Annotated in this window: 24 protein-coding genes; 18 read left to right on the plus strand and 6 right to left on the minus strand. The window is 52.5% G+C overall.

Annotated elements, in window-relative coordinates; translation table 11 throughout:
- Window positions 1-25 precede the first annotated feature (25 nt).
- Window positions 26-2,035, plus strand: coding sequence for a DEAD/DEAH box helicase (locus tag KZ483_RS02485; protein ID WP_220351212.1), 2,010 nt, complete (start codon window positions 26-28; stop codon window positions 2,033-2,035).
- Window positions 2,036-2,178: 143 nt separating this feature from the next.
- On the opposite strand, the gene KZ483_RS02490 is transcribed toward KZ483_RS02485, so the two are convergent.
- Window positions 2,179-3,564: an MFS transporter gene (locus tag KZ483_RS02490; RefSeq protein WP_220351213.1), complete on the minus strand. Its 1,386-nt coding sequence runs from the start codon at window positions 3,562-3,564 to the stop codon at window positions 2,179-2,181.
- 148 nt (window positions 3,565-3,712) lie between these two features.
- Here KZ483_RS02490 and KZ483_RS02495 point away from each other — a divergent pair, with 148 nt between their 5' ends.
- Complete coding sequence (locus KZ483_RS02495; protein ID WP_309568631.1) at window positions 3,713-4,582, plus strand: helix-turn-helix transcriptional regulator; 870 nt, start codon at window positions 3,713-3,715, stop codon at window positions 4,580-4,582.
- 118 nt (window positions 4,583-4,700) lie between these two features.
- Here the strand turns inward: KZ483_RS02495 and KZ483_RS02500 are convergent, their stop codons facing one another.
- Genes KZ483_RS02500 through KZ483_RS02510 form a run of 3 tightly spaced genes read right to left on the minus strand, consistent with a single transcriptional unit; the run spans window position 4,701 to window position 8,312 of the window.
- A complete protein-coding gene (locus KZ483_RS02500) occupies window positions 4,701-6,347 on the minus strand; it encodes an MFS transporter (RefSeq protein WP_220351214.1) in 1,647 nt (548 codons plus the stop codon).
- 3 nt (window positions 6,348-6,350) lie between these two features.
- A complete protein-coding gene (locus KZ483_RS02505) occupies window positions 6,351-7,616 on the minus strand; it encodes an RCC1 domain-containing protein (RefSeq protein ID WP_220351215.1) in 1,266 nt (421 codons plus the stop codon).
- 3 nt (window positions 7,617-7,619) lie between these two features.
- On the minus strand, window positions 7,620-8,312 hold the full coding sequence (locus KZ483_RS02510; protein WP_220351216.1) for a dioxygenase family protein: 693 nt from the start codon (window positions 8,310-8,312) through the stop codon (window positions 7,620-7,622).
- 168 nt (window positions 8,313-8,480) lie between these two features.
- On the opposite strand from KZ483_RS02510, the gene KZ483_RS02515 reads away from it, so the two are divergent.
- The 14 genes from KZ483_RS02515 to KZ483_RS02575 all read left to right on the plus strand — a co-directional run bounded on the left by KZ483_RS02515 (window position 8,481) and on the right by KZ483_RS02575 (window position 17,978).
- Window positions 8,481-10,280 carry an RNA polymerase sigma factor gene (locus KZ483_RS02515; protein ID WP_258881512.1) on the plus strand — a complete coding sequence of 600 codons (1,800 nt, stop codon included), beginning with the start codon at window positions 8,481-8,483 and terminating at the stop codon, window positions 10,278-10,280.
- A gap of 200 nt (window positions 10,281-10,480) precedes the next feature.
- Window positions 10,481-11,236 (plus strand): UMP kinase, encoded by a 756-nt coding sequence (gene pyrH, locus KZ483_RS02520; RefSeq protein ID WP_220351217.1) that lies wholly within the window; start codon window positions 10,481-10,483, stop codon window positions 11,234-11,236.
- A 68-nt stretch (window positions 11,237-11,304) separates the two neighbouring features.
- A complete protein-coding gene (locus KZ483_RS02525) occupies window positions 11,305-11,601 on the plus strand; it encodes a VOC family protein (RefSeq protein ID WP_309568632.1) in 297 nt (98 codons plus the stop codon).
- Window positions 11,598-11,696, plus strand: a complete 99-nt coding sequence (locus KZ483_RS28870) for a hypothetical protein (RefSeq protein WP_397376144.1) — start codon at window positions 11,598-11,600, stop codon at window positions 11,694-11,696. The genes KZ483_RS02525 and KZ483_RS28870 overlap by 4 nt, the downstream gene beginning before the upstream one ends.
- Before the next feature lie 23 nt (window positions 11,697-11,719).
- Entirely contained in the window at window positions 11,720-11,884 is a 165-nt protein-coding gene (locus KZ483_RS02530; RefSeq protein ID WP_220351218.1) for a hypothetical protein, read from the plus strand.
- Window positions 11,881-12,597, plus strand: coding sequence for a helix-turn-helix domain-containing protein (locus tag KZ483_RS02535; RefSeq protein ID WP_220351219.1), 717 nt, complete (start codon window positions 11,881-11,883; stop codon window positions 12,595-12,597). The genes KZ483_RS02530 and KZ483_RS02535 overlap by 4 nt, the downstream gene beginning before the upstream one ends.
- A gap of 140 nt (window positions 12,598-12,737) precedes the next feature.
- Window positions 12,738-13,763 (plus strand): NADH:flavin oxidoreductase/NADH oxidase, encoded by a 1,026-nt coding sequence (locus KZ483_RS02540; protein WP_220351220.1) that lies wholly within the window; start codon window positions 12,738-12,740, stop codon window positions 13,761-13,763.
- A gap of 57 nt (window positions 13,764-13,820) precedes the next feature.
- Window positions 13,821-14,927, plus strand: a complete 1,107-nt coding sequence (locus KZ483_RS02545) for a sensor histidine kinase (protein WP_220351221.1) — start codon at window positions 13,821-13,823, stop codon at window positions 14,925-14,927.
- A 148-nt stretch (window positions 14,928-15,075) separates the two neighbouring features.
- Window positions 15,076-15,426, plus strand: coding sequence for a cupin domain-containing protein (locus tag KZ483_RS02550; protein WP_220351222.1), 351 nt, complete (start codon window positions 15,076-15,078; stop codon window positions 15,424-15,426).
- Between the two features lie 283 nt (window positions 15,427-15,709).
- Window positions 15,710-16,042: a hypothetical protein gene (locus KZ483_RS02555; RefSeq protein WP_220351223.1), complete on the plus strand. Its 333-nt coding sequence runs from the start codon at window positions 15,710-15,712 to the stop codon at window positions 16,040-16,042.
- Window positions 16,043-16,075: 33 nt separating this feature from the next.
- Window positions 16,076-16,615 carry a hypothetical protein gene (locus KZ483_RS02560; protein WP_220351224.1) on the plus strand — a complete coding sequence of 180 codons (540 nt, stop codon included), beginning with the start codon at window positions 16,076-16,078 and terminating at the stop codon, window positions 16,613-16,615.
- A 92-nt stretch (window positions 16,616-16,707) separates the two neighbouring features.
- Complete coding sequence (locus KZ483_RS02565) at window positions 16,708-17,190, plus strand: GNAT family N-acetyltransferase (RefSeq protein ID WP_220351225.1); 483 nt, start codon at window positions 16,708-16,710, stop codon at window positions 17,188-17,190.
- 57 nt (window positions 17,191-17,247) lie between these two features.
- On the plus strand, window positions 17,248-17,667 hold the full coding sequence (locus tag KZ483_RS02570; RefSeq protein ID WP_220351226.1) for a hypothetical protein: 420 nt from the start codon (window positions 17,248-17,250) through the stop codon (window positions 17,665-17,667).
- Entirely contained in the window at window positions 17,664-17,978 is a 315-nt protein-coding gene (locus tag KZ483_RS02575) for a hypothetical protein (protein ID WP_220351227.1), read from the plus strand. The genes KZ483_RS02570 and KZ483_RS02575 overlap by 4 nt, the downstream gene beginning before the upstream one ends.
- 216 nt (window positions 17,979-18,194) lie before the next feature.
- Here KZ483_RS02575 and KZ483_RS02580 read toward each other — a convergent pair whose 3' ends face one another.
- Together KZ483_RS02580 and KZ483_RS02585 are read right to left on the minus strand one after the other, a co-directional pair.
- A complete protein-coding gene (locus tag KZ483_RS02580; RefSeq protein WP_220351228.1) occupies window positions 18,195-18,542 on the minus strand; it encodes a hypothetical protein in 348 nt (115 codons plus the stop codon).
- Window positions 18,543-18,900: 358 nt separating this feature from the next.
- A complete protein-coding gene (locus KZ483_RS02585; RefSeq protein ID WP_220351229.1) occupies window positions 18,901-19,878 on the minus strand; it encodes a helix-turn-helix transcriptional regulator in 978 nt (325 codons plus the stop codon).
- A 198-nt stretch (window positions 19,879-20,076) separates the two neighbouring features.
- Here KZ483_RS02585 and KZ483_RS02590 point away from each other — a divergent pair, with 198 nt between their 5' ends.
- Both KZ483_RS02590 and KZ483_RS02595 read left to right on the plus strand, forming a co-directional pair.
- Entirely contained in the window at window positions 20,077-20,880 is an 804-nt protein-coding gene (locus KZ483_RS02590; protein ID WP_220351230.1) for an SDR family oxidoreductase, read from the plus strand.
- A 180-nt stretch (window positions 20,881-21,060) separates the two neighbouring features.
- Complete coding sequence (locus tag KZ483_RS02595; protein WP_220351231.1) at window positions 21,061-22,212, plus strand: acyltransferase; 1,152 nt, start codon at window positions 21,061-21,063, stop codon at window positions 22,210-22,212.

Below are 22,212 nucleotides of genomic sequence, written 5' to 3' on the forward strand. Positions count from 1 at the left end.
TTAACTATAAAATGAGGTGGATGTATTGGCAGGTTTTGAGGAGTTAGGTATAGCGAAGGAGCGGGTCGCCGCTCTGAGCAATGGCGGTATAAATGAAGCAACCCCGATTCAGGAAGGGGCTATTCCCGCGATTTTGAACGGGAGCGATGTCATTTGCCAGGCGCAGACGGGGACAGGGAAGACGCTCGCTTTTTTGCTGCCGATGCTGGAGAAGCTTAATCCGGAGAAGGATGAGCTGCAGGGGCTTATTTTAACCCCCACGCGGGAGCTTGCGCTGCAAATTACGACAGAGCTTAAACGGTGGCTTGCCTCCAAGAACGAATTTCGCGTTCTGGCCGTTTACGGCGGGCAGGATGTCGAGGCGCAAATGCGCAAGCTGCAGCGCGCCGTTCATATGGTCGTAGCGACACCGGGAAGGCTGCTTGATCATATACGCCGCGAGACGATCTCGCTTGGTTCCGTCAAGATGCTCGTGCTGGATGAAGCGGACCAAATGCTGCATATGGGATTTCTGAACGAAGTCGAGGAAATCCTCAGCAAAATGCCGTACCGGAAACAAACGATGCTTTTCTCGGCAACGATGCCCGGCAATGTTCGGTCGCTCGCTTCGCGAATTATGCTCGAGCCGAAGGATATTACGGTAAAAGCGCCGAAGGTCACGGTTAAAGGAATCCGCCAGCTTGTGGTGGAGACGACTGACCGGAAGAAGGAGGAAACGCTGCGCCGCTTGATTGATGAGCAGAGCCCTTATTTGGGGGTTATCTTCTGCCGGACGAAGCGCCGGGCGAGCGCACTGAACGAAGCGCTGCAGGAGGCGGGCTACAACAGCGATGAGCTTCATGGAGACTTGTCGCAGGCGAAGCGCGAGCAGGTGATGAAGCGATTCCGCGAGGCGAAGCTGCAGCTGCTCGTAGCGACGGATGTTGCAGCGCGGGGACTTGACGTCGAAGGCGTAACGCATGTTTTTAACTACGACATCCCGCAGGATGCGGAGAGCTACATTCACCGGATCGGACGTACGGCAAGAGCGGGCGGCGAAGGTATGGCAATCACGCTTGTCTCGGCTAAAGACCGGCTTGAGCTGGCCGCAATCGAGCGGGGAATCGACCAAAGGCTGTTGCGGGAGCAGTCTGACGGCAGCCTCTCAAGGGGAGATTCCACAGGCGTGAGGCTCAGCCGCGAGGGATCCGGGAGAGCTGCCGGACGACGCGCGGAACGGGATTTTGGGCGGCCGTCAGCTGCGGGACGGTCGGACAAGCCGGGCCGGCAGCGGCCGGAATCGCGCGAACGGGCCGGCGACGGGCGCCGCGGCGGATCGCGTCAGCAGGCGGAGCCGCGCGAACGCGCCGGATCTGGGCGGCGCGGAGCAGATTCAGGCGACGCGTTCCAGTGGGGCGCAGCGCGCGGAGCAGCGGGCGAGCGCGCCGAGGGCGGAGCGGTGCGCGGCGGTGATGCGCGCGGCCGCACTGGCGGCACGCGGCGCGGCGCAGCAGGCGAGCGCGCCGAGGGCGGAGCGGCGCGCGGCGGTGATGCGCGCGGCCGCACAGGCGGCACGCGGCGCGGCGCAGCAGGCGAGCGCGCCGAGGGCGGAGCGGCGCGCGGTGGTGATGCGCGCGGCCGCACTGGCGGTACGCGGCGCGGCGCAGCGGGCGAGCGCGCCGAGGGCGGAGCGGCGCGCGGTGGTGATGCGCGCGGCCGCACAGGCGGTACGCGGCGCGGCGCAGCAGGCGAGCGCGCCGAGGGCGGAGCGGCGCGCGGTGGTGATGCGCGCGGCCGCACAGGCGGCACGCGGCGCGGCGCAGCAGGCGAGCGCGCCGAAGGCGGAGCGGCGCGCGGTCGTGCAGGCGCGCCGCAATTCCCGAATTTGCGTGAACGTTCAGGAGAGTCTGAACGCACGGAATCGCGTGAGCGTCCGAGGTCAGGTTCACCATCGCCCGGCCGGGGAAGATCCTCATCGCAGGCCGGCAAAGGAAACCGCCGGGGCGGTGGAGGCAATTCGCCCTCCGGACGACCGCAGCGGGGCAGAACCCGTTAGCAAGCCAAGTGCAGATCGAGCAATCGGAACGAAATAAATAGAAGTTTGGCAAAAAACGAAAAAGTGGCTGAACAGGGTACTTCACCTGCTCAAGCCACTTTTTCGTTGTTGGTCCACAACTGCTTTCCTCAATACAGGCGGCGCTACCGGTTTCGAACTGTAAGCCATAGCAATCCTCCGCCAAGCAGCACTGCGGCCGTTAACAGGAGGACGGTTTGCAGCGCCGAAGTAAACGTCGCGCTGACGCTTATAATCAGCCCGTACAGCGCAACGGCAATGACCGATCCCAGCTGGCGGCTTGTGTTAAGCGCCCCGGAGGCGATACCGGTTTGTTCAGCCGGAACGGCTGCAACTGTTGCCACAATTAACGATGGGATGGATAAGCACACTCCGGAGCCAAAGAGGAAAAGCCCGATGGCGCTTAGCGCGCCGCTACCCGGCGCGGTGTTAAGCAGCTGGAATTGAAGCAGTGTACCGATTGCTGCCAGCAGGAACCCGGCCACGATCGGAATTTTCACGCCTACGCGGTTAATAATTCTGCTCGTGAGAATAGGTCCGATCGCAGGAGGAATAGTGAGCGGCAGGAAAGTAAGTCCCGCCATTAAGGCTGAATAGCCCTGTTCCTGCTGGAAGAACAGAGTCAGGATAAACAGCATCCCCATCAAGCCAAAATTAATGGCCCAGCCTGCAACCATTCCGGCAGAGACCTTCGCGTTGCGAAAGAGCGATAACGGGAGCATTGGGCTTACGGTTCGAGCTTCATGCCGGATAAATACGGCGGTTCCGCCGATGGTGATAACAACGGAAGCGATCATGAGAGGGGATGCCCAGCCGAGCACCTCCCCTTCGATAAGGCCGAACGTCAGCGCAGTGACGGCAAGGATGCCGCTCAGCTGGCCGACAGCATCAAGCCGTACATGCGTGCGCCGCTCCGTTTCCTTGCCAAGCGGTATTACAATGCACAAGCTGATAATCGCAATCGGGATATTGATAAGGAAGATGCTCGGCCACCCCACCGAGTCCACCAGAAGACCGCCGAGAACCGGCCCGGCAGCCATGGCTACGCCGGTAACCGCAGCCCAGACTCCAAGCGCCCGCGCCCGCTCGGCAGGCACCGGGAACGATTGTGAGATAATGGATAAAGCGGATGGGAGCATCGCTGCGCCGCCGACACCAAGCATAGCCCTGAGGCCGATAAGCATCCCGATCGATTGAGATGCGGCGGAGAGTCCCGAAGCTGCGGCAAACACAATAAGTCCGAACACAAACGTCCGTTTGGCCCCCCGGAGATCGGCCAGGGAACCCATCGTCAGCAGCAAACCCGCAAAAACGATCGTATAGGCATTCACAATCCAATTAAGTCCGGCCAGCCCGCCTCCGAGATCGCTGCGTATGGACGGAAGCGCGATTGCTACTATCGTCGTATCGAGAATGACCATAAAATAACCGAAGGATAAACCGACGAGCAGCAGCCGTTTGCGCCTCGATTCCTGAATGATATTTGCAGAAAGTAATCCTGAGTGCGGCATGTTACACATCTCCTTTCAGAACAGCGGTTTTCATTAACTGTGTCGTAACCATAATGTATAATGGATGGAAGCAGACTACGAGTTGACCGTTTATCCTAGGATTGCGGCTCCCTTGGTAGCGGTCTTTCGACAGTGGAGGTGAAAGGCAGTGGAACTGGCTCACAGCGATAGCGACCGCCTAAAGGAGCTCGGCCGGTTTTTGCAAACCAGGCGGCATCGCCTCAGACCCGAACAGTTCGGGTTTGCCACAGGCAGCCGGAGGCGGACGCCGGGACTAAGACGCGGGGAAGTAGCAAGCTTGGCTGGTGTAAGCGTTGATTGGTATACGTGGCTGGAGCAGGGGCGCAGCATTCAAGTTTCCGCGCAGGTGCTGGAAAGCTTGGCGCGGGCACTGCAGCTGGATTCTAATGAGCGCCGTCATCTGTTCCTGCTCGGGCTGCGGCAGCCGCCGCCGTATCCGGAATCGCCGGATATCCGGATCAGCCCTACGCTGCGGCAATTTTTGGACGGACTTGGAAACAGTCCGGCTATCGTCTCTGATCCGCGCTGGAACGCCGTCGGCTGGAACCGCGCGGCTTGCGCGGTATTCGGCGATTATGAGACGATGTCTGCTCTCGAACGGAATTTGGTGTGGTGTGCGTTCACTTCAATTTCCTTGCGGGAACTGCTGGCGGATAGGTGGGAAGGGCATGCGAGGCGCAGGCTCGCGCAGTTTCGCGCAAGTTACGGCCGCTTTGCAGGAGATCCGTGGTGGGCGGATATGATCGAGGCGCTTAGCCGGGTCAGTGCCGAATTCAACGAGTGGTGGCCGCAGCATGATGTATTGAATTCGCCCGAGGGCGAGAACGTAATCCAGCATCCGGAAGCCGGGACTCTTATATTCAACCATCTATCGTTCCAGTTAAACGACAACCCCGACCTGCAAATCACGATCAAAATGCCGAGTGAAACTTACGACACGGCTAGTAAGCTTACTCAGCTGCTGGATAACTATAGCAAAAGAAGAGGCCTCGACTAACGAAAGTCAGGCCTCTTTTCTTGAAATATTAGAAAGTATAAGATTTCGCGGGCATTTCTGATATTTGTGAGGGAAGAAACTTACTTCGCCTCCAAAGGACGGCGTTAGCCATAAATTGTCAATCGTCGTCTTCCAACAATTCGGCCAGTTCCTCACGGTCCGCCTCATGCGAAGTCTTATGGATCGTACCGTATGGATGCTCGGAAGGCGCGTAAATGCTGTAAATTTTAAGCGGCTTGCTTCCCGTGTTGATGACGTTGTGGAACATGCCGGCTGGAACCATAATGGCACTGTCCGTTTGTGCTTGCTGCTCGAAGGAAAGGTCATCTTCACGGGGGCCCATTTGCACGAGGGCGTCGCCGTCCTCGATTCGGAGGAACTGATCGATATTTCTGTGCACTTCCAGGCCAACCTCGCCGCCGACCGGGATGGACATAACCGTGACCTGCAGCTGCTGACCGGTCCAGATTGCGGTGCGGAAATTGTCATTTTCAATCGTCAGCGCCTTGATATCCGTTACGTAAGGTTTGCGTCCAAAATCAGTCTCGCTATCATAATCGCGCTGCCTGGTCAAGAACAGGTATGCCGCAAGTCCAACCGCCAGCAAACCTGTAATGGCGAAGACAATTTTAGCGCCAAAGCCCGCCCAGGCCAGACCCATTACGAGTGTTCCGACGAGTGTCGCGACCGCCTGAAAGGTCATCATAACGCCAAGACCGGTTGCACGGTCTTTCTGCTTGATATGGAGCGACATCCAGGCGCTTGTAAGGCCTTCGTATACACTCTGGAAAACGGCATAAATGATGAAGGCGGCAAAGACGAGCAGGAGCGGCAGCTCGTTCTGACTTAGCAGCATATACGCGGCACCGAGTGAAAGCGCGCCGACGGCAAAGGTTTTGGCAAAGCCGATCCGGTCGCTGAGCGAACCAAGATAGTAGATAATGAACGTGCCTGTCAGATTGTAGGCCACATAGGCGCTAATAATCAGAAGATCGCTGAGACCGAGCTCGCGGGCCCTGAGAAGCAGGTAAATATCGGTGCTTTTAATCAGCGTAATAACCGAAATGAGATACAACACGCGCTTATAATCGGATGAGGCCGCTCTGTAGTATGTCTTCAGGCGCAGGTATAAGCCTTTCATACCGCCTTTTTCAGCGGTGGGCAGCTCCGACTTTGCCTTTGGCTCTCTAATGAACCATCCTGCAATAATTGCGCAGATACCCGGAATAACGGTCAGGCCGATAATAAGCGGAATATTCTCGCTGTAATAGTACATAATCGCCAGGGTAATCAATGGACCGAGCGTGGCGCCAAGCGTATCGGCAGCGCGGTGAAAGCCAAATACCCGGCCGCGGTTAACAGGGGTGGAAACATCGGCCAGCAATGCGTCTCGCGGAGCATTACGTACCCCTTTACCGAATCGGTCAAGCAGACGAAAGCCGAAAATCGCCCAATAAGTCGGGAACAGCCCCATCAGCGGTTTTGCGAGAGCTGAAATCGTATAGCCGATGTTCACGAGGCCTTTGCGCCGCTGCAGGCGATCGGAATAGATGCCGCTGAGCAGCTTTATGACACCGGCGGCAAGCTGCGTAATGCCTTCTACCAAACCGATCAGTATAACACCGTAACCGATATCGCTTAGATACAGCGGCATAATCGGATAGAGCATCTCGGTAGCGATATCGGTAAAAAAGCTGACGATAGACAGAACAATGACATTCCGGGATAAAAAGGAAACTGTTTTTCGTTTAATGGTTATGTTCATGGTTTAATAGGCCAGTACAAAGGCTCCCCCTGCTGCAATTTGTGTTTCATCTGCAATACTGGTTAGTTTCGGGGTCGAGTTGTAATCGGCCGCTTCGATTCCGGGCGCTTGGCTGTTTTTATTAACGCCCCATGCCCATACGCGGCCCTGTTCATCGAGCGCAAGCGAGAAGTCGTGGCCGGCGGCGATACTGGTAATTGCCGGAAGGCCGTCAACGACTTCGGGTACGAAGACCCCTTCGAGATTACCGAGATTTTTGCCCAGCTGTCCACTGTTATCGGCGCCCCACGCCCACACTTTTCCACCCTTGTCCAGCGCCATGGAATGACGTGTGCTGGTTGCAAGCTCCACGATGCCTGTCAGCCCCGGAATTGTCTCGGCGGGTACAATATCCGCTGTCGGATAGCCAAGCTGCCCATAAGCATTGCAGCCTTTGGACTTGACTGTGCCGTCAGCCTGAAGCGCCAGTACATGGCCGAAGCCCGCTACGATCTGGATGCTGCCCGCCAGTTCTGGAATTTCAATCGGTGTCAGGCTGCTCACGGCCACAAAGCCCTGAAATTCACAGAGCTCCTGCGTGTCGCTGCTGCTTGGATCGGCATTGGCATCGACATAGTAGCTAATACCGGTTGCCGACTGGCCGATCAGCCGCATGAGCTCGGCAAACGTCCGTTTAGTGTCTTTCGCGCACTTGGCGCCCCAGCCGTAAACTTTCTCATTCTCAAGCGTCGCCAGCGAGAAGCGGTGCCCGGCGGCTATACTGATGGCTTTGCCCGGCAAGCTGATTCGGACCGGTTTGCGCAGATCAGCACGGTCGCCCGTCCCAAGCTGACCCGCGATATTATTGCCCCAGACCCAAACATTGCCGTTACTATCGAGCGCCATGCTGTGGCGGAATCCTGCGCTAATCTTGATAATTGATGGCAGCCCCTCAATCTTTTGCGGACCGCTGACAATGCCCTTAGCGCTGTCAATGCCGACTTGACCGTAGGTATTATCGCCCCAAGCGTACACCGTCCCATTCTCAGTGAGCGCGAGCGAATGATCAAAGCCCGCCGCTACCTGCGCGACTTTCTCGGGGATATCGATTGTGCTGCTCGTGCCGCTGGTCGAGTAGTTGGCGAGCTGCCCGTGGGCGTTCCTGCCGCTGCCCGAAATGACTGTTTCACCGGCAGCGCTTTTAGGAGTCAAGCTGTATACCGCGCCTGCGATCACTGCTGCGGCTGCAATGGCAAAGATAACCGTATACGGGGTAATCTGTCTGCTCATATACTAGTTAGTGGCGATTCGATAATTGAATGTAGTGGTTGGCACGCCGTCAACAGTAGTGAATGTGACTTGGTTGTACGCGGGCAAGCTCTGGGCAATATTGTCCTCGGAGGCGGGCATTTGGTCGCCTTCGAGACTCGGGATGATCAGCTGGGTAATTACGCCTTTGTAACCGTCTGCGGTTGTATTGGTATGAATGTGGCGCGTACGTCCCGTGTATTCACCCGGATAAATAGTTGTGTATTCGTAGTAACCGTTCGCATCTGTCAGTACATAGCCGCGCAGCGACAGCTCATCGGCAGAAAAATTATTTGCCGATCCATTGGTATTGGGGTGGTAGCTGCCTCCGTCGTCTGCATGCCATATTTCAATCTTGGCGCCGGCGACAGGTGTTGTACCCGTGGCTCCCGCATAGACGTAACCCTGCACCTTGATTTTGCTGCCTGTCAGGTTGTCATAGTTCAGGTTGCCGTCAGAGAGCTCGCTGGTATCGGTTATGTAGTAGGGCCCTTGGGTGACTTGCTGGGTCAGCCCGCTGTCGTCCGCGGTCTCCGCGCCGTCGGTGCCTGTAGATGTACCGGTCGCCGGTGAGGTATTATTGCTGGTTGCCGGGTTGGAGGAATTGCTTGCGGAACAGCCTCCAATAATTATCACTGCTGCTAATAATGAGATGATGAATGAATTGCGTATTTTCATAAGTTGTCTCCCTCCTATTTTTGTTCCATGTGATTATAACACTGAGGATGGCCGGTTGTGGCTGAAAGATTGCTGAATCTTGCCATCTGATCCCTGGAGAATAGCAGCAGTCCGGTTGTCAGAAAATCAATCTTTAAAGCGTCTATATACAAGGTCGACGATTGCGGGGTGAACACACTGAACGACGTAAAGTTGGAAGAACTGGAATATCAGGCGGGTGAGACTGCAGAAGATCCGGCTGAGGAGATGGAGGACGGCGAGCTCGTGAAGCTCGCCCGGACAGGTGACAGCGAAGCGTTCGGCGAGCTCATTCGCCGCCATAGGGCCAAGCTTTACGGCTATGCGCAGACGATTACCCAAGAGGCGGTTACGGCCGAGGATATCGTCCAGGATGCGCTTGTTCGCGCTTTTCTTCATATGGGTACGCTCGTGGATACAGCCCGTTTCCTGCCTTGGCTGCACCGGATCGTACGCAATCAGGCGTATTCGCAGCTTAGGCGAAAGATGAATGCCAAGGAGCAGACGTTTGTCTCGCTGCAGCGCTTTAATGCCGGCCAAGAGGTTCACGATGACCGAGGGTGGGGCGATATGGACGCTATTCTGCACCGGTTATCCGTGCGCCGAACCCCTGAGGCGGGGACTTACGGGAATCCGGAAGAGCAGCTGCTGCGCAAGGAAATGACCGAAACGATCACCGGTCTGCTGCGCTGTCTGAATGTGCGCGAGCGGCAAATATTCGAAGCCCATTTCTTTGGCCAACTGCCGCCGAATGAAATCGCCGGGCTGTTCCGGGTATCGCAGGCGAACGTCTATCAGATCATTTCCCGCTCCCGTAGGAAAGTCGTACAGGAACGAGTTCGCGTCGTCGTCGACCAATACGTTAACAGCCGAAAGGATTTGAGGTCGATGAAGCAAGTAACGCTGCAGGTGACCAATGCGCCCTGCGGGGAGGAATCCTGGACGAGCGTGGCAGGCGTGCTGCACCGGCTGCTCCGGCATACCGGGCAGAAGCAGCTGTCTTTCGCCATGGCGATGGGGCTTACAGGCCATGCTTTCCGCATTTCAATTGTCGCCAAAGAGGTGCACATCGCGGGGCCGACCGCTTATGATTTTGACAAGGTGCTGACGGAAGGGCTGCGCTGCCTCGGACTGCGTGCAATCTCCGTTTCGGGCATGAAACCGCAGCACGGGCCTAATGCCAGTCTCGCTGATCCGTCTCTGCTAACCGCCGCCGCGATGGAGAAGCGCCAGCTCCACCAATCGCTGCCGGAGGCGCTCTCCTTGATCCACAGGTCGCTTGACCGCGGCTTTCCAGTTATTGCATGGGACTTGTTTATGCCGGAGTTCTCCCTCATTTACGGGTATGACGACGGCAAGCGCGAGCTGCAGGCAATGGAATACGGCCATGCCAAGACGCTCCCTTACGCGAATCTGGGCAGAGGCTTCCTGGAAGACCTGTTCGTCCTGTCGGTTGAAGACGATCGGTCCGATATCGGAGTGCGCGAGAGCTTGCGCCGCGCGCTGGCTATGATTCTGGGCCATTACAACGGAGATGAACCGGCGCAGGCCGGAGTGACACGGGGAATTGCCGCCTATGATGAGTGGTGCGGTGCTTTGCGCGGCGGGGAGGTTGAGCCGAACGGAAATGCATATAATGCCGCGGTTGTCCGGGATGCCCGTCGTTATGCCGAACAATTTCTTATGGAGATGACCGAATTATGGAAAGCGGGCACGCACCCCGGAGATGAGCAGATCCGGGCGTGGTTAGGGGAAGCCGCGGAACTTTACGGCAGCATGGGCGGTCCTTTTAACGAACTGTGCGATATGTTCCCTTTTCCGGAAGGCGGGCAGCCAGGCGATCCGGCTCAGTCAGCGCGTGCGGTGCACCTTCTTCAGCGCATTCAGGAGCTCGAACGGCTGTCGGTCGCACTGCTTAAGCGGATTTACGGGCAGCTCGGTACAAAATAGGATGAACTTAGCACTTGCAACCTCGTCTCCGATCGGATAAAATCTTGTCTGAACACTAATATGCAGGGGGTGGGAGAATGAGAAAGCTGCTGCTTAACCGGAAGCGGACTTTTTTATTTTTCCTTTCCTCCTCTGTGAAACACCAAGGCTAACCGGCTTTGGTGTTTTTTTATTATGGCGGGAGCCGGAGGTGCAGGCGAATGAGAAGGTATAAGCGAGTACTGATCAAGTTGAGCGGCGGTGCGGTTGCCGGCAGGAGCGAGGTTGGTTTTGATCCGGAGAGGCTGAACCATATCGCCAGCGAAATGATGGCGGTCGCCCGGATGGGTGTCGAGGTTGGGATTGTCATTGGCGGCGGCAATATCTTTCGCGGCAATCTTGCGGAGAACTGGGGAATCGAGCGCGCCGAGGCTGACAATATCGGAACGCTTGCCACTGTCGTGAACAGCCTCATGCTGCGTGGTGTTCTCAAATCGAAGACGGATAAAGAGGTCCGCGTCATGAGCGCGATACCAATCTCTGCGGTGGCGGAGCCTTACATTCGGCTGAGGGCGATACACCATTTGGAGAAAGGTTATATGGTTATCTTCGCCGGAGGTAACGGTCAGCCATATGTGACAACCGACTATCCGTCGGTTCAGCGTGCGATTGAAGTGAACAGCGACGCGCTGCTTGTTGCGAAGCAGGGAGTAGACGGCGTGCTAAGCGGCGACCCGAAGACTTGTCCGGACGCGGTAAAATACCGCTCGCTCCATTATGACGACGTGCTGCGCCAGAACTTGAGAGTAATGGATCCCTCCGCTTTTATTCTGGCAAAAGACTATCATTTGCCGATACATGTCTTCAACTTCGACACGCCGGGTTCGATGAAAGCGATCTGCGAGGGCAGCGACGTCGGAACGATTATCAGCGCTAACTCTGTCATGACCTTCGATGAAGAGCTGAAGACGACGTAATATCATATAAATAAGATCGGTCATCAATAATGTGGATAATATATTTCATCTCAGGAGGAGATAACCGAATGGCACAATTAAGGCCTTATATATTCAGCGAGGATGCCCGCAGTCAGGCGGCTTTCTACGCGGATGCGCTCGGCGGGGAAATTGTGGACGTGAAGACATACGGCGACGCGCCTCATGCTGAGGAAAGCATGAAGGATCGCGTTATGCATTTGGTGCTGCAGGCAGCGGGCCAGCGGTTTTACATGGCGGATTCGGGTCCGGTCGATCGGGGTAATGGTATGGACCTGAGCTTGAATTTGCGACAGACGAGGAAGCGGGACAAGCATTCAAGAAACTGTCGGAAGGCGGAAAAGTGATCATGCCGTTCGAGCGGATGTTTTGGGGAACGATGTTCGGACGGCTTGAAGATCCGTTCGGTGTGCGCTGGCAAATTGCCACCGAGCAACAATAATAGGATCCGAGGTGAGCGCAGAAGTGGCGGGGCAGTCAGTTAATCAACCGCAGGCGTTGCCAAGCGGGCTTATCCTAAGCAGCGAGCCACTCGGCTGGCAGCATCTATCGCTCACGAAATGGGAAGGGGTCGCTCCGCAGGAGGCCGACGAACAGGCTTACCTGCGCATCTCATCGTCATCCATATGACGCCACAGCCCGTCGGCGTTGAGGAACGCGGCGACGGGCTTAAAGCCAAAGGAATTGCAAAGGCAGGCGATATTAATGTATTTTCTGCGGGCGAGCGAAGCTACTGCAGCTGGGATAGCGAGCTGTCCTTCGTGAGGCTGGACCTGTCACCGGCTTATGTACGTCAGGTTGCGCAGCAAATTGAAGCGCCGGGCTCCGGCAGCACCGAGCTGCGGCATAAGCTCAGGGCGAATGATCCGAAGCTGTTCCAACTCAGTCAATGGCTTGTTGATGCGGCCGGCCAGAGCGGACTTGGCGGCCAGCTGTACATGGACTCGTTAACCAATCTGCTTACGGTTCATCTACTCCGGCAATACGGACCGGCAGGACAAAAGCAAGCTAAGGAGCCAAGCCGGATGGCTGACCGCGAAGTCGCGCGGGCGGTCGAGTATATGCATTCGCATTTGGACCGCGACATTTCGCTCGATGAGCTGTCCGCTTGCGCCAGCGTCAGCTCGTCGCATATGACCCGTCTTTTCAAGCAAGCAACCGGCTTTACGCCGCATCAATATCTTATCTGCTTGCGCGTGGAACGAGCAAAGTCGCTCATCCGCAGCCGAGCGTTTACGATGGGCGAAATTGCGGCTTCCGTCGGATTTGCGGATCAAAGCCATATGAACCGGCATTTCAAACGCATTACGGGGCAGACGCCTAAGGCTTTTGGTCGGCAGTGAGGTATAGTCGGTTAATCTTAATATAATGTGAAAGGCCGCGGGTATGATCCTGCGGTTTTTTATGTTTACAACTTCATTTTGTGTATAATGTCTTTATATTAACAAGTAACTTTAAAAAATATATTGAGGAGGAGAGCATTATGTCTCATTTGAACCAACCTTTTACGTTTAAAAGCCTGTCGCTGCGCAACCGCATCGTAATGCCCCCGATGTGTCAATATTCCGTGGAGGCCAAGGACGGCAAGCCGAATGCATGGCATGACGTGCATTATATATCGCGGGCGGTGGGAGGTACCGGCCTTATCATAATGGAGATGACCGATGTCGAACCGGACGGCCGCATCAGTAATTACGATCTCGGTTTATGGTCGGACGAACAAGTGCCGGCGTTTGCCCGAGTGATTGACGGTGTGCACCGGTACGGAGCGAAGATCGGCATTCAAATCGCCCACGCCGGCCGGAAGGCCGAGAATGCGGAGGTGCCGGTGGGTCCTTCGGCTCTCCGGTACAGCGAGAAGTATAAACAACCGCGCGCTATGACGACCGATGAGGTTCGTGCGATGGTCGGCAAGTTCGGGGACGCCGCGCGAAGAGCGGTGGCTGCCGGAGTGGACACGATCGAGCTGCATGGGGCTCATGGCTACCTGATCCACCAGTTCCACTCGCCGTCGATTAATAACCGGGACGATGAATACGGACGGGAGCGGTGGCGGTTTGGCGTCGAGGTCGTAAAGGCGGTCAAGGCTCAATTACCTTCAGATATGCCGCTGCTAATGAGGATCTCTGCGATCGAGTATGTAGACGACGGTTATGATATTGATTATGCCATCGAGATGGCCCGGCATTACCGTGATGCGGGAGTGGATATATTCAACGTGAGCAGCGGAGGGGAAGGCCCTGCAGGCAAGCGCAAGCCTGGTAACTATCCCGGCTACCAGGTGCCGTTTGCCCGCCAAATCAAGGATGAGCTGGGCGTGCCCGTCATCGCCTGCGGCAGTTTGGATGACCCGAAGCTTGCCCAATCCGTAGTAGCCAATGGGGATGCTGATCTTGTAGCGGTCGGACGGGGTATGCTGAACGATCCGTACTGGGCGGCGCATGCGATCCGCGCTACCGGCGGCGACAAGAACGGGCTGCTGCCGCGGCAGTATGACCGGATTGTCTGAAGTCTTAGTTCTGCCTGCCACTTGCTTGTAAGCGCCACAAAGAGGATGAAGGATTCCTTGAATCTCCTCATCCTCTTTTTTTTCGGTGGCGATCAACTTATCGTCGTCTCTCCGGTCAAATCCGACGGGAACCGAAACGGAACCTTATTGTTTGCCATTTCCTCACTGCAGCCGGTCATAGGCGCGGCCAGCGTCATCCGTGATTTTTCTTGGTATGCGTTTGGAATCGCGTTCGTTCTGGTGCCGATTCTCGCATTCCTATATGCAGGTATTCTTACCCGACCTCTCCGATCCTTGAACGAACTCGCCGGAAGGCTGGCATCGCTCGATTTCTCCACCCGCATCCGGTGGCGCCGCAAGGACGAGATCGGCAAGCTGGCGCAGACCTTCGATTTTCTGGCGGATAACCTGCAAGGGGCACTCGCTGAGCTTCATGAAGCGAACGACAAGCTGCGGGAGGATATCGAGAGGGGAAAAGCGCTTGAGCGGATGCGTCGCGATTTTGTGGCCGGGGTGTCGCATGAGCTCAAAACGCCGCTAAGTCTGATCGGAGGGTATGCGGAGGGCTTGCAGGACAACATCGGTGCCGGAGCCAAGCGGGAGAGGTACGCGGAGGTTATCCTGGACGAGACGCGTCGCATGTCCGCCATTGTCGGTGATATGCTCGACCTGTCCCATCTTGAAGCCGGACAATACCGGCTGAACAGCGAGCCCTTCGATGCCGCGGAGCTGCTGAGGGAATCGGCCGAGCACGCGGAAGCGCTTGGAGCGGGAAGAAATATCCGAGTCGAAATGTCTATTCCGGAAGAAGAGAATGGATTCATCGAAGTGGCGGCCGACAGGTTCCGGATCGGCCAAGTACTCACTAATCTGGTGACCAACGCCGTGCGGCATGCCCCGGAAGGGGGAACGGTCACTTTATCGACTATCCGGGAGGCGGGCGGATGGCGCTTCTCTGTCCATAATGAGGGTGAGCCCATTCCGCAGGAGGAGCTCCCGCGCATCTGGGGCCAATTTTACCGTGTAGACAAAGCGCGTACCCGGGAAAGCGGCGGTACCGGTATCGGACTCGCCATTGTGAAGCCCAGGAACGAGAGGGGAGGCGTGACGTTCGCTTTCACGCTTCCCGCAGGGGAAATAGTTAAACAAGATGCTGTAGCGTAAGCTCTGGCATCTTGCGTTATGAGGCGGTAAATCAATAACAGTAAAAGGAAATTACAGCTTTTTGTTGAATACTTGAAGAATCTCGCAAATATCTTATTTTGATGACTTTTCAAGAGCTTTTCATAATGACCATTAAAGGACTGATAAAATGATAAGTAGAAATAATGCAGAACATTATATTTGGGGTAATAACTGTGACGGTTGGCGACTGATAAATGAAGAGGACAGAAGTATTATACATGAACGAATGCCGGCAGCTACAAGCGAGGTAAGACATTTACATAATAAATCAAAGCAATTTTTTTTTATTCTTTCAGGAACAATGGCTATTGAAGTGGACGGGATCGAGTATATTCTTAAAGAACATGAAGGAATTCAAGTGTTACCTACAGTACCGCATCAAGTATTTAATATGTCGGATAAAGATATAGAATTTCTAGTAATATCACAACCGAATACAAAGAATGACAGGATAATAGTAGATAATAAGGACTTTTGAGGGAACACTCGAAGAAGCGGTGGCGTCATATAAAATCGTATTCAACTACGTCGCTAATACTCCTTGATCCGGGCCGGAGTAGAAGAAGTGGACTTGGAGTAGTAATTTAGTACCAGGGAAGAATTAGCCGGGCACATCCAGCGATAAGAGCTATCTATGAGGGATAGTGATTTTAAGAAAAATCCAGATAGACTTATGAGTAGGATTCCGGACTTTATCCGTAATAGAGAAAATCCGTAAAAAACCTTAAAGATGGCCGATTTTAGTTGAGGTGGGTGTGTAAATGAAAAAGATAGGCATAATATTTTCATTTATATTTATTTTGCTTGGTGTATTTATAATTGCAATCTCAAATTTGTTTAAAGAACTTGTTCCAATGCTTGGTTTAGCAGCCTTTCAAGCCGCTGCTGCAGGGTCATATAGTCCGCAAAACTATGAAATTGATTTAGGCAGTAATTATTGGTTAGGGACTTGGTGTGTTATTTTTGGAATACTGGGTGTGTTAGTTGTTTCTAGTAAGGATTTTATAATTCTATATATTAAAAATTTAAGAGATGAGTTTAAAAAGCAAAAGCTATTGAAGGACTTTGAAGACATGAATCACAGGCAAGACTAAAGGGCGTTATAAAAAAATAAGGTAGTGATCCCGTTGGACGATCAAAACAGAAGAGCACAAGAATTATTTAATTATTACCATGGTAGTTTCGTTCATATGCATCGTGAAGGAAACTTGGAGGAATACAGGAGCTATGGTATTTCCAAAGAAACGGAAATAGAGTGGTTTAAAGAATTAATTAGAACTTATACGGTTAAACTTTCTATACGGGATTGGGATGCCGTTAATAGCTTGGGCTTGATTTCGAGTAACTATCAAGATAAATCTATTCTTGAGAACGTGGTTTCATTTACACAGAAGCATGTTATGAGTTCTGATAGCGTTGTAAAGTTAATGTACGCTGAGAGTATTATCCGTATCTTAAAGACTTGTAGGAAAGTGATTTCTAACGACTTACTATTTGATGCATGCAGAGTTGTTGTTCGTATACTTGAAGATATTGTGTCGGGTCCGTTGATACTTGACCCAGGGCATGAATTAACTGACCTCGCGCTTAAGGACAAAAGGTCGTTAAATAGCAGGGCTCAAAAAGATATTGAAGAGATAAAGAGCATTTTAAACTACAAAGACTAAGGAGAAATAGACTGCACTAAGCAAAAACGAGGTAATCATGAAATTTGATATAGAAGCCCGAGTACTAAAAAACAATAAGGTGGTAACTTCGCATGAATTTTGAATTAATTCACGCATCTGAAGAGTATAAAGATATTATAAGGAATCTAATGCAATTTTATATTTATGATTTTTCCGAATTTATAAAATGTGATGTTGAAGAGGATGGATTATTTGGGGCATATCCATATTTGGAAGACTATTGGATAGAAACAAATCATCGATTTCCATATGTCATTAAGAAAGATGATAAATATGTGGGTTTTATATTAGTAAGATTTATTGAAGCAGAAGAGCGAAAATACTTTTCAATTGCGGAGTTTTTTATAATGAAGAAATATAGAAATGAAGGAATTGGTAAATCGGCAGCTAAACAAGTATTTAATTTTCACAAGGGGCAATGGGAAGTCTATCAATTAGAGAGCAACAAACCAGCCCAGATATTTTGGAACAAGGTGATTAATGAATTCACTCAAGGACAATTTAGAGATCGACTCCAAAACGGTAAAAAGATTCAAGATTTTGCTAGTAAATGAAACTGATTAGCTCGGATTTTATTAGCATATTCAAATTCGGAGGACAGGCGGGGTTTAATGAGAATATTGATTATAGTTGCAGCTGCTTTATTTACAAGTATTCTATTGCTTATCCTAAAGAATATATATTTTAGTCAGTTTGAATTCGTTACAGTTATTTTAGGTTCATCCGCGATAGCGCTCATGTGTCGGTATATTATTATAAAGCGAGCTACAAAGACGATTCCGTTAATTTTGGCTCTCATTGCCTTTATCATGTATTGGATTTTCTCATACACTGATTTAATCGGAGATCATTATTTATATTATCTCCCTACGGGCGACGAAGATGGAAGGGCATTAACACTGGGAGAGACAATTTCCGAGTTTAATGATGATCTTCTGGTATTTAGTCTTTCTTCGCCGGTTATTGTACTAGCAATATCCATTGTGCTGAACCTATATACTAAATTGAAATACGAAGGAGGTAAAAGGTGAAGAATATAATTGCCGGCGGAATATTCTTTATAAGCGGTATCATTCTTTACGTTGGAATTCGTATCGCTGCTTCACTTAACATGAACAACGTAAATGGATGGAGTGATCCTCCTGGTAAATTTGGAACATCTCTGAGGGAAATTGAAGGGGTGGGGGCTCATAGATTAGCAATTATTTTAATTACATCAGGTTTCTTAATGATCATTTGGGATGTTTTCCTTAAAGAAGTAGTGAAGAAATACATAAAAAGCTTAGAGCCTATAAACACTGAATATAAGGAAAAACACGAAATGGAAAATCGGAGTGATTAAGCTTGAACATGTCCTCAATCCAAAATTTATTTGGTTTCATTATTGCAATTCTTGGGTCCGTGCTAGGGATTGTTTCAGGAAACATTATAGTCATAATGTTAAGTGTTTTGGGCGGGTTTTTGCTCATGTCTTTATCTAAAATGATCGAGATCAATGAAGGAATTCATCATAGATTGTTGGGGCTACCTCTTACCAAAAATCAATTAAGAACAATCATTAACCACTCGCATAAGTATCAAATAGAATCGGATTTGTTTGAAGTTTATCCCGGTCCCTACCCATTAATTTGCCTGGATGAAGAATTTTGCCGTCCTCGGTTAAAGTAAGCCAGACCGCATAAGGGTTATCCGTATTGCCATTCTTTTTGTGGTCATCAATGACAAGAATCCGATCCCCTTCGATCTTCGTGATCTTTCCGGTAATGTTGGCATTCAGCGCGCAGCAATTACTGATTTCCAGATTCATAGGAAATTCCTTGCCCACATAATCGAACATGGATTGCTTAAAGCTCAGAATCTCCTCCTCGGTCAGCGGTTGTTCAAAGTCACCGGATTTGCGTAACATGATATGAATATTATCCTGCCCTATACCTATTCCTATGAAGCTGATGGAATAACACCGCTCAAACTCTTTTAAGTTTGACCATAATTTCTCCTTTATACTGTGTAACTCATCGGAGTTCAAGGTCGACACACTGCTTGCCGGGGGCCCGCTTGCAGCGGCAAGTGAGGCTGTCTCACGTGCTTGCATGCCAGACGCAAGCTGGGGGTTATCATTAGCATGCCCGCAGGCGGATAACAAGATTACGGTAAGAATGAAAAGAATGAGTCGCCGCATAGAAACCGCCTTATATCCTGGAATACCTTTTTAACGGGCGGGCAAGGGAGAATGTTGCATATAAAGGTGAGTTCCACTTTGAAAGTCACTTGTTAAGGTCAGCTTGATAAAAGCGGGCCAGCTCTGCCGCAGTTGCGGCGAGCTCCTCCCGAAGAGACTGCGGTTCAACGACGCGAATCGATGACCCGTACGGGAGCAGCATATTCGGCAGGTAACGCGACACCATGGCGGCATCAAGCTGAAATAGTGCCTTCCCCTCCGATTGCTCCCGCAGGAAGAAGCGCATATACGCGCTCTCGCATATATGCCTTACGGCGTCCGCCTCTCCTTCAATGCGCACGTCCGTTAACGTTTCTTCGGGCGGGGCCTTAGGCCGGAGCCTTTCAATAAAGTAATCGCCGGCCGAGAAAGGATGAGGACGTTCGAATGTCTCGCCGTTTTCATTCAAGGCACTGATACGGTCAATCCGGAAGCTGCGGATTTCACCCCGGAGATGACAGTAAGCAACCAAGTACCATTTGCCGCTCCAGTGGACGAGCCCGTATGGATCGACGCGGCGCGTAGTCTCGTCGGTTTCGCTCTTCCGGTAATCCATCGTCACGGAAAGGCTGTCGGCTACAGCCAGTTCAAGGCGGCGAAGTACCGGTTCATCCGGAGCCGGGGCGCTGACAAGCGGAGCGAGCACGTTAAATCCTCTCGTATGGCGCATTAGCGCTTCAAGCTGTTCCTTGTTTGTATATAATTTGATTTTATTCAAAGCGCGGTCAAGCGCATCTCTATGCGGATAACCGGCCTGTTCTGCGAAGAGTGCGGCATGGACTATGGACTTGCGCTCATCCTCATCGAAGAAGAGTGGGGCTTCTACAAAATGGCTGAGCAAGCTGTACCCTCCGTCGTGCCCCGGCTCGGCGACAACGGGCACCCCGCTTGCACATAGGGCGTCGATATACCGGTACACGGTACGGACGCTTAATTCGAGCTCCTCGGCCAGCTGTGCGGCGGTCATCCGTTTACGCGATGACAGCAGCCATAAGACGGCGAGAAGATTATCGGATTTCGACATACCAGACTCCTTCGCTTTTTTTCTTCCCGTTACTGATGGTCTCCTTGATTTTACCATCTTTTAAAGGAGTTCGCCGCAAATCGTCCTGTTTTTGGGAAATAACAATTGGGGTAAAAGGTAATGCACAGCTTTGTCTAACAGTCCGGAGTCCAGCTTGCATAAGGATCCGGATTGAAAGCGAAAGGAGGCGTTTATATAGTGGCACATTCGAATGCGGTTGGTAGAGTGCGGGACAAAGTTGCGCTCGTGACGGGAGCGGGCTCAGGAATCGGCCGGGCGGCTGCGCTGAGGCTGGCGGAAGAAGGCGCCAAGGTAGCTCTGGTTGATTTGAAAGCAGACCGGGTGAGCGAGGTGAAAGGCCGGATTGAGAAGGCGGGCGGCGAAGCGCTGGCCCTGGAAGCCGACATCTCCAAGGCAGCGGATATCGAGAGTGCTGTACGCGATGCGGCGTCCAGGTGGGGACGGCTGGACATCGTATTCGCCAATGCCGGCATCAACGGCGTATTGACGCCTATTGAAACGATGACGCCGGAGGAGTGGAGTACGACGCTCGACATAAACCTGAAGGGTACTTTCCTTACGGTCAAGTATGCAATTCCGTCCTTGAAGGAAAAGGGCGGAAGTATTATCATCACCAGCTCCATCAACGGAAACCGCGTATTTTCCAACTTCGGGATGAGTGCTTACAGCACATCCAAAGCAGGGCAGGTCGCGTTCATGCAAATGGCGGCGCTTGAGCTGGCCCAGTTCCGGATCCGTGTCAACGCAATCTGTCCTGGAGCGATAACGACTCATATTGATCAGAACACGCACCGGGAGCCCGAGCTGGAGGCGATAACGATCCCCGTTGAGTTTCCGAAGGGCGATCAGCCATTGGAACGCGGACCGGGCAAGCCGGATCAGGTCGCCGATCTGGTTCTGTTCCTCGCGTCGGATGAGTCAAATCATATAACGGGAACGCCCATTTATATCGACGGCGCGGAATCGCTGCTGCACGGTTAAGCGCTTCTCCCCACTCGAACGGCCTACGCTCGCATCTTGCGAGGAGGCCGTTTTTTTGCGCTGCCAGGATCGCGGGCGGGAGATGTAATGACTTCCATTTTCCAAAAAATAATTTTAAAAACATGCGGGATATGTTTATATATAAGGGACATTCGGATTCAAAAAGTGAAAGGAGTTCTCATGAGCAAACCGAGAATAGAGGAAATCGAGACGCTTCGGGGGTTTGCGTTTCTCGCAGTCGTCATGCAGCACGCCATTGCCCACTATTACCCGGTACCTGAGGCGCGGCTTGAGGATGGGGTGCTCCTCGGGCTGATCCTGCTGCTGTCAAAGTTCGCCGTTCCGTTATTTGTGTTCATTACCGGACTTGTGCTGTTTTATAACTACGAAGGAGACATACGGTATAGCATCTTCATACGCAAACGGTTGAAGGATATCGTGCTGCCGTACTTGCCCTGGGCCGTCTTATACGCGGTCGGGTTTCAGCAGCTCAATCTGCTCGAAGCGGGTTCGCTGTCCAAGCTGGGAGCCATGATCGCGACAGGAAAAGCATCCTACCACCTTTGGTATATTGTGATGATTTTTCAGCTGTATTTGCTTTTTCCGCTTCTTCAGAAGGCAGTTAAACGATTAAAACCAACGTCCGCCAATAAGACCGCCCTGGCCATCCTGCTTCTGGGGATTCTTTATTTATTGCTAATGGGTCTGAAAGGAACGATTTACCGAACTGCGGCGCAGCTGGACATTCCGTTTCTGACCGGGTTTTTCACCACTTATCTGGACCGGAACGCGCTGATGTACTTTTTCTACTTTGCGCTTGGCGCGGCAGCGGGCCTGCATTTGGAAAGCTGGCACAAATGGCTTGTGCGCTACCGCTATTATATTATGGGCTTATTTGCGGTTCTGCTTTCAGGGATGCTGTATATTACCGTCTCTTCCTTCAAGCTGGTTCCGAGCCTCGGCATCCGGTACGACGGCTTGGTGCTCCTGCGGCCCGATATGGCTGTGTATCTCATCGTATCGGTGCTTGCCGTCTATGTTTTTTCCATGATTTTTGTCAAAACTTCGCCGGCCTCCCTGCGAAGGACAATCGCTCTGTGCGGAACTTATTCGTATGTCGCTTATCTCGCTCATGCTTGCGTGCTGAGATTCACGGAGATAATTGCGGACGTTTTGTTCCCGGGCGGATCCGTAACGGTCCGCACAATAACCGCATTTATTCTCTGTGCGGCCGGTTCAATACTGCTTGCCTTCTTAATACGTCAAATTGTTGTACGGTTTAAGTCCTCCCGCGGCCGTGTCCGGCATCAAACTAAGCCCTTCTCCGCTTAG

Origin of the sequence: Paenibacillus sp. sptzw28, assembly GCF_019550795.1 — a bacterium.
Lineage (GTDB): Bacteria > Bacillota > Bacilli > Paenibacillales > Paenibacillaceae > Paenibacillus_Z.